This window comes from Kocuria sp. CNJ-770, from assembly GCF_001942375.1.
In the GTDB taxonomy this organism is placed as follows: domain Bacteria; phylum Actinomycetota; class Actinomycetes; order Actinomycetales; family Micrococcaceae; genus Kocuria; species Kocuria oceani.
On sequence record NZ_MKJW01000076.1, the window covers coordinates 48,641 to 65,719 of the forward strand.

Annotated in this window: 14 protein-coding genes, 2 tRNA genes and 1 pseudogene; 9 read left to right on the plus strand and 8 right to left on the minus strand. The window is 72.5% G+C overall.

The features are described 5' to 3' along the window. The first annotated feature begins 22 nt into the window (after positions 1–22). Positions 23–895 (plus strand): FRG domain-containing protein, encoded by an 873-nt coding sequence (locus BJF77_RS04065; RefSeq protein ID WP_139318430.1) that lies wholly within the window; start codon positions 23–25, stop codon positions 893–895. 23 nt (positions 896–918) lie between these two features. Here BJF77_RS04065 and BJF77_RS04070 read toward each other — a convergent pair whose 3' ends face one another. Then, positions 919–1,131, minus strand: coding sequence for a hypothetical protein (locus BJF77_RS04070; protein WP_047803740.1), 213 nt, complete (start codon positions 1,129–1,131; stop codon positions 919–921). A gap of 81 nt (positions 1,132–1,212) precedes the next feature. Beyond that, positions 1,213–2,370 (minus strand): mannose-6-phosphate isomerase, class I, encoded by a 1,158-nt coding sequence (manA, locus tag BJF77_RS04075; RefSeq protein WP_075871338.1) that lies wholly within the window; start codon positions 2,368–2,370, stop codon positions 1,213–1,215. Positions 2,371–2,444: 74 nt separating this feature from the next. Between manA and BJF77_RS04080 the strand changes: the two genes are divergently transcribed. Next, entirely contained in the window at positions 2,445–3,845 is a 1,401-nt protein-coding gene (locus BJF77_RS04080) for a phosphomannomutase/phosphoglucomutase (RefSeq protein WP_047803738.1), read from the plus strand. A gap of 91 nt (positions 3,846–3,936) precedes the next feature. On the opposite strand, the gene BJF77_RS04085 is transcribed toward BJF77_RS04080, so the two are convergent. From BJF77_RS04085 to BJF77_RS04095, 3 genes are all read right to left on the minus strand, one after another. Beyond that, on the minus strand, positions 3,937–5,124 hold the full coding sequence (locus BJF77_RS04085) for a globin domain-containing protein (RefSeq protein WP_075871339.1): 1,188 nt from the start codon (positions 5,122–5,124) through the stop codon (positions 3,937–3,939). Positions 5,125–5,182: 58 nt separating this feature from the next. Beyond that, complete coding sequence (locus tag BJF77_RS04090) at positions 5,183–5,674, minus strand: Rrf2 family transcriptional regulator (protein ID WP_075871340.1); 492 nt, start codon at positions 5,672–5,674, stop codon at positions 5,183–5,185. Positions 5,675–5,836: 162 nt separating this feature from the next. Further along, positions 5,837–7,702 (minus strand): phosphoenolpyruvate carboxykinase (GTP), encoded by a 1,866-nt coding sequence (locus BJF77_RS04095; protein WP_075871341.1) that lies wholly within the window; start codon positions 7,700–7,702, stop codon positions 5,837–5,839. Between the two features lie 287 nt (positions 7,703–7,989). Between BJF77_RS04095 and BJF77_RS04100 the strand changes: the two genes are divergently transcribed. Both BJF77_RS04100 and BJF77_RS04105 read left to right on the plus strand, forming a co-directional pair. Beyond that, positions 7,990–8,065, plus strand: a tRNA-Arg gene (locus BJF77_RS04100). 532 nt (positions 8,066–8,597) lie between these two features. Beyond that, positions 8,598–8,966, plus strand: coding sequence for a hypothetical protein (locus tag BJF77_RS04105; protein ID WP_075871342.1), 369 nt, complete (start codon positions 8,598–8,600; stop codon positions 8,964–8,966). Positions 8,967–9,076: 110 nt separating this feature from the next. Here the strand turns inward: BJF77_RS04105 and BJF77_RS04110 are convergent, their stop codons facing one another. The 3 genes and pseudogenes from BJF77_RS04110 to upp all read right to left on the minus strand — a co-directional run bounded on the left by BJF77_RS04110 (position 9,077) and on the right by upp (position 11,675). Then, positions 9,077–9,616 (minus strand): histidine phosphatase family protein, encoded by a 540-nt coding sequence (locus BJF77_RS04110; RefSeq protein ID WP_047803144.1) that lies wholly within the window; start codon positions 9,614–9,616, stop codon positions 9,077–9,079. Between the two features lie 92 nt (positions 9,617–9,708). Next, positions 9,709–10,532, minus strand: a pseudogene (locus BJF77_RS04115) (winged helix-turn-helix domain-containing protein). A gap of 507 nt (positions 10,533–11,039) precedes the next feature. Further along, entirely contained in the window at positions 11,040–11,675 is a 636-nt protein-coding gene (gene upp / locus BJF77_RS04120; RefSeq protein WP_047803146.1) for a uracil phosphoribosyltransferase, read from the minus strand. A gap of 114 nt (positions 11,676–11,789) precedes the next feature. On the opposite strand from upp, the gene tadA reads away from it, so the two are divergent. From tadA to BJF77_RS04145, 5 genes are all read left to right on the plus strand, one after another. Continuing rightward, positions 11,790–12,311: a tRNA adenosine(34) deaminase TadA gene (gene tadA, locus BJF77_RS04125; protein WP_075871343.1), complete on the plus strand. Its 522-nt coding sequence runs from the start codon at positions 11,790–11,792 to the stop codon at positions 12,309–12,311. A gap of 29 nt (positions 12,312–12,340) precedes the next feature. Then, positions 12,341–12,430: transfer RNA gene (locus BJF77_RS04130), tRNA-Ser, on the plus strand. Positions 12,431–12,596: 166 nt separating this feature from the next. Then, the gene (locus BJF77_RS04135; protein WP_075871344.1) at positions 12,597–13,430 is read left to right on the plus strand and encodes a thioesterase family protein; all 834 of its coding nucleotides are present in this window, start codon (positions 12,597–12,599) and stop codon (positions 13,428–13,430) included. Between the two features lie 101 nt (positions 13,431–13,531). Then, a complete protein-coding gene (locus BJF77_RS04140; protein ID WP_047803157.1) occupies positions 13,532–13,858 on the plus strand; it encodes a 2Fe-2S iron-sulfur cluster-binding protein in 327 nt (108 codons plus the stop codon). An 85-nt stretch (positions 13,859–13,943) separates the two neighbouring features. Then, positions 13,944–16,814, plus strand: coding sequence for an FAD-binding and (Fe-S)-binding domain-containing protein (locus BJF77_RS04145; protein ID WP_075871345.1), 2,871 nt, complete (start codon positions 13,944–13,946; stop codon positions 16,812–16,814). Positions 16,815–17,079: the final 265 nt, after the last annotated feature.

Below are 17,079 nucleotides of genomic sequence, written 5' to 3' on the forward strand. Positions count from 1 at the left end.
CGGAGAGGCAGGGACGCCGTTCATGGACCCGGTCATCGAGATCGCCGAGGACGACCTCTACGGGCTGATCGACGCCCTCACGCACAGCGACTGGCAGCCCTCCCGCGGGCAGTTCCGGATCAACGTGGTCTACCGCGGGCACGCGCTGGCCGACCACGACCTGCACACCAGCCTGTACCGGCTCCGGGGCGGGGCCAGCGACCGGATCGAGTCCCACATCCTGCGCAACTTCCGCAAGTACGCCGCCCGGGACACCTCGCCGGGGGACTCCGACTGGAACTGGCTGTCCGTGGCCCAGCACCACGGGCTGCCCACCCGGCTGCTGGACTGGACGAACTCCCCCTACGTGGCGCTGCACTTCGCCACCGCGGACCCCCGCTGCTACGACGCCCCGGGCGCCGTGTGGTGCGTCGACTACGCCGCGGCCCACGAGCTCCTCCCCGCCGAGCTGCGCCGCGAGATCCGCGCACACGAGGCGGGCCTGTTCACCACCGGCATGCTCGGCCGGATCGCCTACACCCTCGAGGACTTCGACCGGTGCGTGAGCGGCGGCGCGCAGACCGCGCCCCTGTTCTTCGAGCCGCCCTCGCTGGACGAGCGGATCGTCAACCAGTCGGCCGTCTTCTCCGCGATGTCCGGGGCGAGCGCCTCCCTGCACGACTGGCTGGGCGAGCACCCGGAGCTCTACCGCAAGGTGATCATCCCGGCGGGGCTCAAGTGGCGGATCCGGGACCACCTGGACCAGGCCAACGTGACGGAACGGGTGCTCTTCCCCGGCCTCGACGGGCTCTCCCGGTGGCTGCGGCGCTACTACGGGCCGCGACCGGAGATGTCCCGGTTCGAGGGCCCGGCCGCGCCGGGCATGACCGAGGGCCCGCAGGCCCCGGTCGGCTGAGCCGGACGAGCGGGTCCGCCGGCTCACCAGAGGTGGCGGCAGGCCCCGTTCTGGCAGGAGAACTCGGGGGCGCGCCCGTCGGGCAGCATCATCGACGGGGACGCCAGTTCGACGTCGCGCGCGGTGTCCCAGTCGTCGGGCATGATCTGGACGTAGACGAGCTCGAAGCCCGTGGCGCCGCAGCGCGGGCACGGCGCGGTGGTGCCGCGCAGACCGTCGGACGGGGTGGTGCTCATGGCGGGTCTCCCGGGGAGAACAGGCACCGGGCGCTCCGGGGCCGGTGGGCCCAGTCTAGTGACCCCGGACGGGGACCGGCCTCAGCCGCAGGAGACGGTGAAGACCCGGGCGTCCCCGGACAGCTCCACGGCGGTGGGGGCGCCCCGGTGGAGCAGCGACTCCCCGCCGCCCAGCGTCCACTCGGCCTCCGGGGTGCGCACCACCGCGCGGTCCCCGACGGCCAGGAGCACGGCGGTCCCGCGCAGCTCGAACGGCACGGCGCGGCCCGGCACGAGCTCGTGGGCGACCAGTGAAAGCCGCTCGTCCCACAGCGGGTAGACGCGCGCGCCGTGCTCGTCGGCCGGGGGCTCCACCACCTCGGGGTCGGACTGCACCTCGGCCAGCACCGCCAGCAGCTCCGGCACGTCCACGTGCTTGCCGGTCAGACCCGCCCGCAGGACGTTGTCCGAGGAGCTCATCACCTCGACGGCCGTTCCGCAGAGGTAGGCGTGGACCTGTCCCGCCGGGGTGTGCAGGGCCTGGCCGGGGGCCAGGCGCACGTGCCGCATGCACACGGCCACCAGCAGGCCGCGGTCGTCCGGGTGGCGGTCGTGCACGTACCGGACCAGCGCGGCCACCGGGTCCTGCGGGCCGGCGGCGCGGGCCGCGGCGACGGTCTCCGCCACGGCGTCCGCGGCGGCGTCGTCGTCGAGGGCGAGCACCCGGGGCAGCACGGGACGTTCGCCGTCGGCGGCCGCGCGCAGCCAGGCCAGGCCGAGCCGGTCGGCCGTGGCCCGCAGCCGCTCCGCCGGCTGCACCCCGGTGAGCAGCTCCACCTCCGTGAGCGCCACCACGGTCTCGGGCTTGGCCGAGCGGTCCTTGTAGTTGCGCCGCGGGTCGTCCCGGGGGATCCCCGCCCGCTGTTCGCGCTCGTAGCCCTCCTCCGCCTGCTCCGGGGAGGGATGGACCTGGATGGACAGGGGGGCGTCGATGGCCAGGATCTTCAGCAGGTAGGGCAGTTCGCCGCCGCGCGCCGACGCGGGCAGGAAGCCCTCGGGATCCTCCTGCACGAGCCGGTCCAGCGGCCGCTCGCGGCCGTCGAGCAGGACCACCGACGGGGCGGAGGGGTGCGCTCCCACCCACAGCTCGGCCTCGGGCTCGGGGCTCGGCACGGGCTCGCCCCGGAGCCGGGCCAGCACCTCGCGCGAGCCCCAGGCATAGTGCTGGACCGGATTGCGCATGCGGAGGATCTCACCCATGCCCGTCATCCAATCACAGACCACCCGCCGGTCCGGCGGCGACCCGGGACGGTCGTGGCCTAAGATCGGCGCTTGTGACTATCGATCTCTCAGCTTCGTTCAAGGCCTACGACGTCCGCGGCATCGTGGGCGAGTCCATCACCGCGGAGACCGTCCGGGCCACCGGAGCCGCGTTCGTGGACGTCCTGGACCTCGCCGGCCGAACGGTCCTGGTCGGAGGGGACATGCGCCCCTCCTCCCCGGAGTTCATGGACGCCTTCGCCGAGGGCGCCGTCCGCCGCGGCGCGGACGTGCTGAAGATCGGGCTGATCTCCACCGACGAGCTGTACTACGCCTCCGGCACCCTCGACGCCGCCGGGGTGACCTTCACGGCGAGCCACAACCCCGCCGCGTACAACGGCATGAAGATGTCGAAGGCCGGGGCCGTGCCGGTCTCCTCCGAGACCGGGCTCTACGACATCCGCGACCTGGCGCAGCGCTACCTCGACGAGGACGGGATACCGGCCGCCCCGGCTCCGGGCACCGTGACCGAGCGGGACGTCCTGGCCGGCTACGCGGAGTACCTGCGCTCCCTGGTGGACCTCTCCGGGACGCGCCCGCTCAAGGTGGTGGTCGACGCCGGCAACGGCATGGCCGGACTGACCACTCCCGCCGTGCTGGGCGACGCGGTCCTGCCGGCCCTTCCCCTGGAGATCGTGCCCCTGTACTTCGAGCTGGACGGCACGTTCCCCAACCACCCCGCCAACCCGCTGGAGCCGGAGAACCTCGTGGACCTCCAGCGCGCCGTGCAGGAGCACGGGGCGGACCTAGGCATCGCCTTCGACGGCGACGCCGACCGCTGCTTCGTGGTCGACGAGCGGGGCGGGACGGTCTCCCCGTCCGCCGTCACCGCGCTCGTGGCCGAGCGGGAGATCGAGCGGGCCCGGGCGGAGGGCGTCGAGACGCCGGTGATCATCCACAACCTCATCACCTCCCGGGCCGTCCCCGAGCTGGTCACCGCCCGCGGCGGCCGGCCGGTGCGCACCCGGGTGGGCCACTCGTTCATCAAGGCCGTGATGGCGCAGGAGTCCGCGGTGTTCGGCGGCGAGCACTCCGCCCACTACTACTTCCGCGACTTCTTCAACGCGGACACCGGGATGCTCGCCGCGATGCACCTGCTGGCGGCGCTGGGCGAGCAGGAGCGCCCGCTGAGCGAGCTGATGCACCAGTACGACCCGTACGCGGCCTCGGGGGAGGTCAACTCCACGGTCGAGGACAAGGCGGGCGCCGTCCGCCGCGTCGTGGACGCCCTCGCGGACCGGGACGTGGTGGTGGAGACCCTGGACGGGACGACGCTCAGCTGCCCGGACGAGGGCTGGTGGTTCAACCTGCGGCCCTCCAACACGGAACCGTTCCTGCGCCTCAACGTCGAGGCGAAGGACGTCGAGACCATGGAGCGGGTCCGGGACCGGGTGCTGGGGCTCGTGCGCTCCTGAGCGCGGCGGGACCCGCAGGCCTTCCGGGGCCGGCAGCACGGAGCCCCGCGGGACAGCGCGTCCCGCGGGGCTCCGTGCTGCCGGGACGGGCTCAGGCGACGGCGGCCTCGCGGGCGTCGTCGTGCAGCATCCACTGGTCCGGGCCGAGGATCTCGTAGGCGATGCTGCGCCCGGGCACGCCCTGGGCGACCGCGGCGGAGCGGGCCGCCCGCATGAACGGCAGCGGACCGCACAGCACCACCTGGGCACCGGAGGGGAGCCGCACTCCGGTCAGGTCCATGAACCCGTCGTGGTCGCCCTCGCCGGGGGCCTCCATCCAGGTCTCCAGACGCGCACCGGGCAGCTCGGCCACGAGCAGCTCGTGCAGCTCGCGCAGGGGCCACGTCGCGGCCGAGCGGTCGGCGTGCAGCACCAGGACCTCGCGCCGCGACTCCTGGCGGACGAGCCGGTCCAGGAACGCCAGCATGGGCGTGACCCCGATGCCGGCGGAGACCAGCACGAGCGGCCCGTCCCCCTCCGGGAGCACCACGTCGCCGTAGGGGTTGGAGACCTGCAGGACGTCGCCCACCCGGACGTCGTGGTGCAGCACGGGGGTGACCTCACCGCGCTCGTCGAGGCGGACGGCGATCCGGCGGGTCCCCTCGGGACCGGGCACCAGGGTGAACTGGCGCGGCTGGTGCACGCCGTCGGGCATCCGCACCTGCACCGTCACGTACTGCCCGGCCACGGCGGGGGTCATGGGGGTGCCGTCGGCCGGCTCGAGGGTGAGGGCGACGGTGCCCACCCCGGCCTGCTCCTTCGCGGCGACGCGGAACGGGGCGACGACGACGTCGTTGGCCCGGGACCCGTACAGCCCCTCCTCGATCCTGATCATGGCGTCGGCCATCAGCCAGTACACCTCGTCCCAGGCGGCGACCACCTCGGGGGTCGCCGCGTCACCGAGGTCCCGGGCGATCGCACCGAACAGGTGCTCGTGGACGACCGGGTAGTGCTCCGGGAGCACGCCCAGGGACGCGTGCTTGTGCGCCACGCGGGAGAGCAGCTCGTCCGGGTAGCCCTCCGGGTGGGACAGCAGCCAGGACGCGAACATCGCGATGGAGCCCGCGAGCGCCTGCGGCTGGCTCCCGTTCTCCTGGTTCGCCCTGCTGAACATGCCGTCGAGCAGATCCGGGCGCGCCGCGAACATGGAGCGGTAGAACTCGGGGGTGATGAACGGGATCCGCTCGGCGACCACGCCGATGGTCTGCTCGATGACGGGGCGGGACTTCTCGGACAGCATCGTTGCCTCCTGGGGTGCCGGTATCTGACACCCCGAAAATAGCATTTGAGATGCTTTATTAAGGAACCGGTGCCGCCGGGACCGCCGGCCGGCCCTCCGGCTCCCCCGGGGGCCGCATCCCGATGGACAGGAGCACCGGCCCCACCTGCCGCTCGCTCACGAGATCGCGCACCCGCACGTCGTCGAGCGCCCGGTAGAAGGCCTCCCGGGCGTCCGCGAGCGCCCGGCGCAGCCGGCACTCGTGGTCCAGGGGGCAGTGCCCGTCCGGGGCCTCGCACGCGACCATCGCCGAACCGGCCTCGAGCTCGCGCAGCAGGGTGCCCACGCCGGCGTCCAGCCCCGCGGAGGTGATGGACACCCCGCCGGTGCGCCCGCGGCTCGAGGCGAGCAGACCGAGCCCGCTCAGCCGGCCGACCGTCTTGGTCACGTGGTGGTAGGGCGCGCCGACCCCCTCGGCGATGGCACGGGTGGTGAGCCTCTCCCCCTCGGGGGCGCCCCCGGCCAGCAGCAGGACCCGCAGGGCGATGTCGGAGAATGCTGTCAGCCGCACGACCGGCCCCTCCCGTTCCTCATGGCGGCTCCTTCCCGGATCCCGGCGCTCCCGGCCGTCCGCGGGAACTCCCCCATTCTCCCACGCACGAAGGAGGGGCCCCCGGTGCGGGGACCCCTCCGTGGGTGCGAGAGCCCGGGCCGCGCCGCCCGGGCCACCGGCTCAGGCCTGGTGCAGACGGTCCTCCAGGCCCGCGCGCTGCTCCAGGATCGACTCGGGCACGTGGCCCAGCCGGTGGAACCACTCGTCGATGCTGGGCAGCTCCGCCCTCCACTCCTCGGGGTCCACCTTCAGGGCGGCCTCGAGGTCCTCGGGGGCCAGCTCCAGACCGGTCAGGTCCAGGTCCTCCGGGGTGGGCACGGTCCCGATCGGGGTGTCCTGCCCGCCGGCGGTGCTGTCGAGGCGCTCCGCGATCCACTTGACCACCCGGGAGTTCTCGCCGAAGCCCGGCCAGGCGAACCCGCCGGTCGGGGTGCGGCGGAACCAGTTGACGTAGAAGACCTTCGGCATGTTCTCCTCGCCCACGCGCTCGCCGATCTCGACCCAGTGGGCGAGGTAGTCGTTGGCGTTGTAGCCGATGAAGGGAAGCATGGCCATCGGGTCCCGGCGCACCACGCCCACGGCGCCCTTGGCGGCGGCCGTGGTCTCCGAGGAGAGCGTGGCGCCCTGGAAGACGCCGTGCTCCCAGCCGAAGGACTGCGAGACCAGCGGCACCGTGGTCTTGCGGCGCCCGCCGAAGACGATCGCGGACAGCGGCACGCCCTCGGGGTCGTCGTACTCGGGGGCCAGGATGTCGACCTGCTTGATCGGGGTGCAGAACCGGGAGTTCGGGTGCGCGGCCGGACGGCCGGACTCCGGGGTCCACTCGCGGCCCTTCCAGTCGGTCAGGTGTTCGGGGACCTCCTCGGTCATGCCCTCCCACCAGACGCCGCCGTCGTCGGTGAGCGCCACGTTCGTGAAGATCGTGTTGCCCCGGGCGATGGCGCGCATGGCGTTGGGGTTCGTGGGCCACCCGGTGCCCGGGGCCACCCCGAAGAGGCCGGCCTCCGGGTTGGTCACGCGGGCCTGGCCGTCCTTGCCGAAGCGGATCCAGGCGATGTCGTCGCCGACCATCTCCGCCTTCCAGCCCTCGATCGTGGGCTCGAGCATCGCGAAGTTGGTCTTGCCGCACGCGGAGGGGAACGCCGCGGAGATGAAGCGGCTCTCCCCCTGCGGGTTCGTGACCTTGAGGATGAGCATGTGCTCGGCCAGCCAGCCCTCGTCGTGGGCGATGGCCGAGGCGATCCGCAGGGCGTAGCACTTCTTGCCCAGCAGGGCGTTGCCCCCGTAGCCGGAGCCGAAGGACCAGATGGACCGGTCCTCGGGGAAGTGCACGATGTACTTGGCCGGGTTGCAGGGCCAGGGCACGTCCTCCTCGCCCGGGGCCAGCGGAGCGCCCAGGGAGTGCAGGCACTCGACGAAGAAGCCGTTCTGCGCGGTCAGCTTCTCGAGCACGGGGGTGCCGATGGTCGCCATGATGCGCATCGAGCACACCACGTACGCGGAGTCGGTGATCTCCACGCCGTAGCTGGGCCGGGCGGCGTCGAGGTGGCCCATGACGAAGGGGATGACGTACATGGCCCGCCCGCGCATGGCGCCGCGGAAGCGCTTGCGCAGCGCCGCCTTCATCACCTCCGGGTCCTCCCAGTTGTTGGTGGGACCCGCGCCCTTCTCGGTCTTGGTGCAGATGAAGGTGCGCTCCTCGACGCGGGCGACGTCGTCCGGGTCGGAGAAGGCCGCGAAGGAGTTGGGGAACTTCTGCTCGTCCAGGCGCACGAAGGTGCCGGCGTCCACCAGCTCGTCGGTGAGCCGCTTCCACTCCTCCTCCGAGCCGTCGACCCAGTGGATGCTGTCCGGCTGGGTCAGCTCCGCCGTCTCGCGCACCCAGTCGAGAAGGTGCGCGTGGGTGGTGGGCGCGTTCTCCAGCGCGCTCGTCACAGCCTCGTTCAGCCCGGTGGTCTCCGTCGTTGCAGTGGGGTTGTCAGCCATTGACATGTCTCCTCGTTGAGGCCGTCAGCCGACCGCCCGGGGCTCTCGTGGTGGTGCTCGCCGTCGAACACACGACCCGGTCGCACCGGGCCCACAGTGAGCGGCAGGGAGATGGGCGGCCGGTCTCTACTGTGATGTGGGCTCATCCTATCGTCAGGGCGGGGGCCGCCCCAGCAGGGTTACGCGCGCGGCGGTCCGGGGACCGGGGCGGCCGGCGATTTTGCGCTCCTGCGGCCCGCATGTAGAGTTGTACCCGGCTTGGACGGCGGTGACGCCGGGAAGCCGATGCGCCTGTAGCTCAACGGATAGAGCATCTGACTACGGATCAGAAGGTTGGGGGTTCGAATCCCTTCGGGCGCACCACCCACGAGAGCCCCCTTCGGCACCACCGCCGAAGGGGGCTCTCGTGCATTTCGAGCCGGAGGTTCGGCATTCCACCGGCCGAGAATTCAGTTTTCTTTGCGAATTCCTGAATTTGCACTCGTTATTGACGGAATGCGGCAGCACGTTCCGTGCGACAGGTAATCCGCCCGGCGAAATGCCACCGGCAGGCACCCGCTCCGACGGCACCCCAGGACTGTCGCCAGGAGACCGGCGGCACCGGCCGGTCCCTTCCGCCCAGGACCCGCCCCCGTACGGAAGGCCATTCCGACCTGCGGCGTCGCTCGGATCGTGCACGGTCGGCTCCGGCCACCGCCGCACGTCCGCGCCGGCCCGCCGGGACGGGAGCGCCCGGCCCGGGTGACCTCGCGTGCCTCGCTGCCCTCTTTCTCGGTCTTCGCAGCGGCAATTCTTAACTTTGTGAATTTCGCTTGTGCACATGAATGTGCCGTCCCTAGCCTGATCCCACCTGATTCACCTTGGGGAATCAGGTTCATTCACGAGGGGGAACACCATGAAGGATCTGCGGCACACTCTGGCCGGGGCAGCCCTGGCGGGCATGCTGGTGGCGAGCGGCTTCTCGGCTCCGGCGTACGCGGGGGGCGGCAACGGGCACGACGAGGGCGGCTACAGCCACGAGGACGAGCGCAAGAACGGCGAGGTCGACGTGGTCGTGAAGTACCGCCACCACGGCGAGTGGAAGTCCAAGGAGTACGACGACGTCGAGCTCAAGAAGGCCGCCTCCATCGCCAAGGAGAAGGCCGGCGGAGGCGACTGGCACAAGTACCACCGCGACGCCAAGTACACCGACAAGACCGACAAGACGGTCAAGACGGTCGACAAGAAGTGGGTCAAGGTCCTCTTCGAGCAGGACGAGGACTAGGACCCCCGCTCCCGCAGCTGAGCCAGTGATGTGACCACCGAGGGTGCCCGTCCGGCGGACGGGCACCTTCGGCCGTGCCGCTCACGTGGGCCGGGCTGCGGCCGTGCCGCTCACCGGTCCCCGGGCGAGGGCCGCGGCACGGTGAAGTCCACGAGACGCGCGGCGGCGCCGTCCAGCTCCGCCCAGGAGCCGGGGACCTCGAGGACCGCGAGCCCGGACGTGGGACAGCCGTCGGCGAGGGCCATCACGGCGTCGTAGTCGGAGTCCGGGGTGGCCAGACGCAGGGCGGCGTCCCGCAGGCCGGGCAGGTGGCCGATGAGCAGGAGGGACTCCACGGTGTCCGGCACGTGGTTGACGGCCGCGATGATCCGGGCGTCCGGCGCTGCGTAGAGCGACTCGTCGAGCCGGGCGGTCGGGGCGAGGTCGCCCAGGACGCTGCACACCCAGGTGCAGGTCTGCCGGGCGCGCAGCGCGCTGGAGCACAGGATCATGTCCGGGACGTGGCCCTGCGCCAGCAGCCAGTGGCCGGCCGCGGCGGCGTCCTGCGCCCCGCTCCGGTGCAGCGGGCGGTCGTGGTCGGTCACACCCCACGGGTGCTCCGCCTCCGCGTGGCGCATGAGGACGAGCTTCTTGCGGTCGTGGCGGGTCATCGGTTCATGATGCCACGTGCCTCCGGCGTGGGGCGGCCCCGGCACCCCCGCACCGCGGGGAGGAACCGGGGCCTGCACGGACCGGACGGGAATCAGATGGAGTACTCGGGGGCCGCCCACACGACGACCTCGGGGTGCTCGTAGAAGCGGTAGCCCTGACCGCGGACGGTGCGCACGGTGTTGGCGAGCCGGCCGAGCTTGGAGCGCAGGCGCCGGATGTGCACGTCGATGGTGCGCTCGTTGGGCACCTCCTCCGAGTCCCGCCACAGGCTGTGCAGCAGCTCGTGGCGGCCCACGGTGCGGCTGCCGTTCTCCACGAGGTAGTTCAGCAGCTCGAACTCCTTGAAGGTGAGGTTGAGCAGTCCGCCGTCGAGGAAGACCTCGCGCCGGGAGAGGTCGATGAGCACCCCGGTGGACTGGTTGGTCTTGGTCTCGGGCGCGGCCCCGGCGCCGCGGGAGCGGTCGGGCGCACGGTCCCGGAGGTCGGGTCGCCGAGGGCGTTGCGGACGACCTCCAGGTCGCTGCCGGTGGTGTTCGCCGGGGCCAGGGCCACGGCGGCGTAGGAGTCGGCCTCCGGGACCAGCTGCTGGGCGTAGGCCCGGATGCTCTGGACCATCTTGACCAGCGAGGTGCCGTTCGCCGCGGCGGTCTCCTCGTTGAGGCCCACGTAGATCACGAAGCCGCGGGCCTCGTTCTCCTGGACCTGCGGCCGCGGCGCCGCCTCCCGCTCCAGACGAGTGGGCAGCGGCTGCTCCCCCGGCGCGGCCGGCATGGCCCCCAGCGTGCTCCGGAGGCTGCGGTAGTCGGCGGGCGCGCCCGGCGCCTGCCCGGGAGCCGCGGCCGGACGGCGGGCACCGCGGGCCTCACTCGTGCGGGTGCGCTGAGAAATGTGCACGTATCCCGGTGTACCTGGCATCTGGTGCCCCTCGTCTCTGCGTCGTGCGATGGACGTCTCCCGTCCACCCGGGCCGCTCCGCCCCTCGGACCGACCCCACCACTTCCAGCTCCCGGATCACCGGCTTCGGACTTCTCGGGGACCGTCCCCGCGAAGCTGACAGATCCCTGACAGTGGCGTTGATCTCATGGTCCATCAGGCCCCGGGAACTCGCAAGTAATAATCCTGACACTTTCTCAGGATGTGAGACACGCAGGACAGCAGTCCGGGCCGCCCACCAAAATAAACCCTCTTCACCTCCCCTCCGGCCCCGCTGCAGGGGACGAAACCGCGGAAAGCCAGCACTACGGGCGGTCGGCACCCTGTCACACAGGTCACAGGCATAACCTGCCGCCATTGTCAAGACGCCGAATGCGTTCACCAGTCCATCTCAGTATCCGGACACACGCGTCCGGTGACGGCAGAGGCCCGTCGATCGGGTCGACGGGCCTCTGTGGCGGCGGATCCGCGGGATCTCCGGGTCGGGGGTCAGTCCACCACGCCGTAGAGGCGGTCACCAGCGTCGCCGAGCCCCGGGACGATGTACGCATTCTCGTCGAGCCGTTCGTCCCTCGCGGCCAGGACGATGTTCACCTCCGAGTCCCCCAGCTCCTCCTCCAGGGCGGCCAGCCCTTCGGGCGCCGCGAGCAGGCAGACGCACGTGATCTGCTCGGCGCCGCGGCGGTAGAGGAACTTGATCGCCTCGCGCAGCGTGCCGCCCGTGGCCAGCATCGGGTCCAGGACGAAGACCTGGCGCCCGGTGAGGTCGTCGGGCAGTCGCTCGGCGTAGGTGATGATGTCGAGGGTGTCCTCGTTGCGGGCCATTCCCAGGAAGCCCACCTCCGCCGTGGGGACCAGGCGGGTCATGCCCTCGAGCATGCCCAGGCCCGCACGCAGGATCGGCACGACGAGCGGCCGCGGCTTGGACAGCCCGGTGCCGGTGGTCCGGGTGACCGGCGTGTCGATCTCCACCGGTTCCACGCGGACGCCCCGGGTGGCCTCGTACGCGAGCAGCGTCACGAGCTCCTCGACGAGCAGTCGGAACACCGGGGAGGTGGTGTTCTTGTCCCGGAGGACGGTCAGTTTGTGCGCCACCAGAGGGTGGTCGAGAACGGTCACTCGCATGCACCAAAATTACCACCGGGGTCCTGCGGCCCCCGCCGGGCCCCGCCCCGGCCCGCGGGCCCCGTCCGGAGCAGCGCCGGGCGAGGACCAGCACAGGATCAGGAGAGGACCAGGATGGCACTGCCCCCGCGCACCCGGGACGAGGCCCGCGCCGAGGAGTGGATGCGGCTGGCCCTCGCGGAGGCCCGCGCCGCCCTCGAGACCCAGGACGTGCCGATCGGCGCCGTCGTCGTCGCCCCGGACGGGACGGTGCTCGGCCGCGGGCGCAACCGCCGGGAGGCCGACGGCGACCCCACCGCCCACGCCGAGGTCCTGGCCCTGCGGGAGGCGGCGCGCGCCCGGGGCGCCTGGCGGCTCGACGGCTGCACCCTCGTGGTGACCCTCGAGCCGTGCGCGATGTGCGCCGGGGCGGTCGTCCTGGCCCGCGTGCCCCGCGTGGTGCTCGGCGCGTGGGACGACAAGGCCGGGGCCGCGGGCTCCGTGCTCGACGTGCTCCGGGAGCGCCGGCTCAACCACTGGGTGGAGGTCACCGGAGGCGTCCTGCAGGAGGAGTGCTCGCGGCTGCTCCTCGACTTCTTCGCCGGGCACCGGCGCGCCGGGCGCGAGGACGCCGGACCGGCGGCTTTTGGCGCTTGAGCGCGCCAGCCGGTACAGTACTGCGAGCTGGTGACGTGTCCGAGCGGCCGAAGGTGCATCACTCGAAATGATGTTTGGTGTAAAAGCCAACGAGGGTTCAAATCCCTCCGTCACCGCCAGTCGAGAAGGGCCCCACTCCTCCGGGAGCGGGGCCCTTCTGCGTGCCCGGCCGCCGTCCGCCGCCGCGGGGTCGCGCCTCGCGCCGCCGGCGGGCCGGCCGGCACCGGCTACCGTGGTGCCGGTCACAGCCCGCCGTCCGGCGGGCGGGAGAGGAAGAGGCGCAGCATGACGACGTCGGCACAGGCAGTAGGACACCTGGGAACGGACGGGGAGGAGTACCCGGACGCCTACTTCGTGCGGCTGGACGCCACCCGCTTCCGCTCCACCCTGCACGCGCAGGGCGCGTGGAACGCGGCGGAGCAGCACATGGGCGCCGCCTCCGGGCTGCTCGCCCACGCGGTGGAGGTCGACCACCCCCGCGCGGATCTGCTGCCCTCGCGGTTCTCCTACGACATCCTCGGCTTCATCCCCGGCGGCGAGGTGGAGGTGACCACGCGCGTGGTCCGCCCGGGCCGCACCATCGAGCTGGTCGAGGCGACGATGAGCCAGGGCGGCCGCTCCTGCATCCGGCTCAGCGTGTGGCGGCTGCTCCGCGGCGGGACCGCCGCGGTCGCCGGGACGCACCAGGAGGCCCTGCCGTCCGTGGCGGATGCCCTGCCCACGACGATGACGGGGCGGTGGCCCGGCGGGTACATCGCCTCGCTGGAGGGCCGCACCGTGCGCGAGCACCGGCCCGGCCGGGCCGCCATGTGGCTGCGCGCGCCGCACGCCGTCGTCGCCGGGGAGGAGGTCTCCGCCACGGCGCAGTTCCTCGCCGCGGTGGACGCCGCCAACGGCATCGCCGTGCGGGTCGGTCCGGACGAGCTGGCCTTCCCCAACGTGGACCTCGGCGTGCACCTGGTGCGGGAGCCCGTCTCGGCCTGGGTGGGCCTGGACACGCACGTCACCTTCGGCCCCACCGGGGTGGGCCTCACCGAGTCCGCGCTGCACGACGAGGCCGGCTACCTCGGCCAGGTCGCGCAGTCCCTGACCGTGCGTCCGCTGCCGGCCGCCGGCTGAGCCCGCTCCCGTCCGGGACGCCCGCCGCGCGACCGTACAATGGGCGGCGGGATTTCCGACGTCGAGACCAGGGGCCACCACGCCCCGAGGAGGCCATCGAAGTGAGCAGCATCAACATCACCGTGATCGACCGCGAGGGCAACCGCACCGAGGGCGTCGAGTGGAAGGACTTCGAGAGCCTCATGGAGGCCCTCACCCGCCACAAGTACCCGATCCTCGCCACCTGCGGCGGCAACGCGTCCTGCTCCACCTGCCACTCCTACCTGGACCAGGGCTCCTTCGCCAAGGCCAACGAGATCAACGACGAGGAGGAGGACCTCCTCGACATGCTCGACGACACCCGCCACGACACCTCCCGGCTCAGCTGCCAGGTCGAGTGGTCCGAGGACCTCGACGGCGCCGAGGTCACCATCGCCCCCGAGTGGTGACCCGCCCGTCCCCGCGGGGACGGCACCCCCGACTCTGACCAGCCCCCGGACGGACCGGCGTCGCCGGCGCGCAGGAAGTGGACCCATGACCGAGATCCGTGACGACCTCACGACGCGCGCCGCCTACGTCTCCGACGCGTCGATCTACCGCCGGCTGCCGGCGGCGGTGGCCGAGCCGCGCAGCGTGGAGGAGGTCCGCGAGCTGCTGGTGCTCGCGCACGAGCGCGGCTGGCCGGTGGTCTCGCGCGGGGGCGGGACGTCGGTGGCGGGCAACGCGATCGGCGAGGGCCTGGTCATCGACACCTCCCGGCACTTCAACCGGATCCTGTCGATCGACCCCGAGGCGATGACCGCCAGGATCCAGCCGGGCGTGATCTGCGACCAGCTGCGCGCGGCGGCCTCCGAGTTCGGCCTCACCTACGGGCCGGACCCCTCGACGCACTCGCGGGCCACGGTCGGCGGGATGGTCGCCAACAACGCCTGCGGCTCCCACTCCGTGGCCTGGGGCACGTCCGCGGACAACCTGGTCTCGCTGACGGTCATGCTCGCCGACGGCCGGGAGGTCGAGCTGCACCGGGGCGGGACCTCCGAACCGGGGATCGACCGGGCGCTGACCGGGATCCGGGACCGTCACCTGGCCATCCTGCGCACCGAGCTGGGCCAGTTCCCCCGGCAGGTCTCCGGGTACGGGCTGCACTACCTGCTCGGGGAGAAGGGCTTCGACACCGCCAAGGCCTTCGCCGGGACGGAGGGCACCTGCGGGATCATCACCGAGCTCACCGTCCGCCTGGTCCGCAAGCCGGCCCACACCGCGCTGGCCGTGCTGGGCTTCCAGGACGCGTTCGAGGCGGCGACGGCGGCCCCGAAGCTGCGGGTGCCCGGGGTGTACACGATCGAGGGCATGGGCTCCGACCTGCTCGACGCCCTGCGCACCCGCCCCGGCCAGGAGCGCGCCGGCGGCGAGCTGCCCCGCGGCGGCGGCTGGCTCTACTGCGAGGTGGGCGCCGACACCCTGGAGGAGGCCGAGGCCCGGGCGCGGGAGCTGCCGGGTCTGGTGCCCGAGAACGTCGTGGACTCCGTGACCGTCTCCGGTGCGGCCGAGGCCAAGGCGCTGTGGCGGATCCGCGAGGCCGGGGCGGGCATCGTGACCCGCCTGCCCGAGGGCGGGGAGGCCTGGCCGGGCTGGGAGGACTCCGCGGTCCCGCCGGCGCGGCTGGGCGAGTACCTGCGCGACCTCTACGACCTGCTGCACGAGCTCGACCTCACCGGCATCCCCTTCGGGCACTTCGGGGAGGGCTGCGTGCACATCCGCATCTCCTTCGACTTCGGCACCGAGGCCGGGATGGCGACCTACCGCACGTTCATCGAGCGCGCCGCGGCGCTGGTCCACCGCTACGGCGGCTCGGTCTCCGGGGAGCACGGCGACGGCCGCGCCCGCTCCGAGCTGCTCTCGACCATCTACTCCCCCGAGGCCCTGGCCGCGTTCGCGGAGTTCAAGCGCGTCTTCGACCCGGACGGGTTCTTCAACCCGGGCGTGCTCGTGGACCCCGAGCCCATCGACCAGGGCATCCGTCCCGGACCCGGGGCGCGGACGTTCGAGCTCACGCCGGTGCACGCGTTCTCCCGCGACGGCGGATCGTTCTCCAGTGCGGTGAACCGGTGCGTGGGCGTGGGCTCCTGCCGCTCGGACGTGGGCGCCATGTGCCCGTCCTTCCAGGCCACCCACGACGAGGTGCACTCGACCAGGGGCCGCGCCCGGTCCCTGGCCGAGATGCTGCGCGGGGAGTCGATCACGGACGGCTGGAAGTCGAAGGAGACCCTCGAGGCCCTGGACCTGTGCCTGTCCTGCAAGGCCTGTGCCACCGAGTGCCCGGTCAACGTGGACATGGCCACGTACAAGGCCGAGTTCCTGCACCACCACTACCGGCACGGCCTGCTCTCCTTCCTGGGCCGGGACCGGCGGCCCATGGCCCAGTTCACGATGGGCTGGATGCCGCTGCTGATGCGGATCGTGGAGAAGGTGCCCTTCTCCTTCCGGCTGATCAACCTGCTGGAGTCGAACCGGGCGGTCGAGGAGCTGACCAAGCGCCTGGGCGGGATCGAGCCGAAGCGGCGGATGATCTCCTTCGCCGACCAGCCCCTCACCCGGTGGTTCCGCGGCCGGTCCGCCGCCCGCCGCCCCGGCGACGACGCCGACGGCCGGCCCACCGTGGTGCTGTGGCCGGACACGTTCACGAACTTCGCCGCCGACGCCCCCGGCAAGGCCGCCGTGGAGGTGCTCGAGGCCATGGGCTACCGGGTGCTGCTGCCCATGGACAACGTCTGCTGCGGGCTCACCTGGCACTCCACCGGGCAGCTGGACATGACGCAGAAGGTGCTGCGCGACACCCTCGACGTGATGGAGCCGCTGCTGGAGGCCGGGTACCCGATCATCGGCCTGGAGCCCTCCTGCACGGTGATGCTCCAGGACGAGATCACGGAGCTGCTTCCCGGCGACGCCCGGGCCCGGCGCGTCTCCGAGCTGACGACGACGATCGGCGCGTTCGCGGCCCGCCACCTGGCCGAGGGCGGACCGTGGCCCTTCCGGGAGCTGGCCACCGAGGCGGGTCCCGCCGAGGCCGTGTGCCAGGTGCACTGCCACCAGAACTCCATGCTGGGCTACGGGCCCGAGCTGGAGGTGCTGGCGAAGCTGGGCGTGGACACCGCCGTGGTCGGCGGCGGCTGCTGCGGCCTCGCCGGCAACTGGGGCTTCGAGCCCGGCCACTACGAGGTCTCGCAGACCCTCGGCGAGCGGGAGCTGTTCCCCGCGATCCGCGCCGCGGCCGACGGGACGATCGTGCTCGCCGACGGCTTCTCCTGCCGCACCCAGATCGCCCAGGGCACCGGCGCCGACGGCGTCCACCTGGCCGAGGTGATGCGGGCCGCGCTGCCCCCGGCGGAGGCCGGTGAGCGGTAGCCCCCGCCCCGGCCGCGACACCGGCCCCGGCGGCGGACGCGTCCGGCCGGGGTGTCGGTGGCCCTGCCTAGAATGAAGGCCCTGGGAGGGCCCCCTCCTCAAGGCGTGGCCCGCCACGACGTCCGCACGAGGAGGATATCCCCCCATGTCTTCGCTCTCCCCCGCTGCCCGCCCCGTTCTGGACGCCCTCGGTGGCCCTGCCTAGAATGAAGGCCCTGGGAGGGCCCCCTCCTCAAGGCGTGGCCCGCCACGACGTCCGCACGAG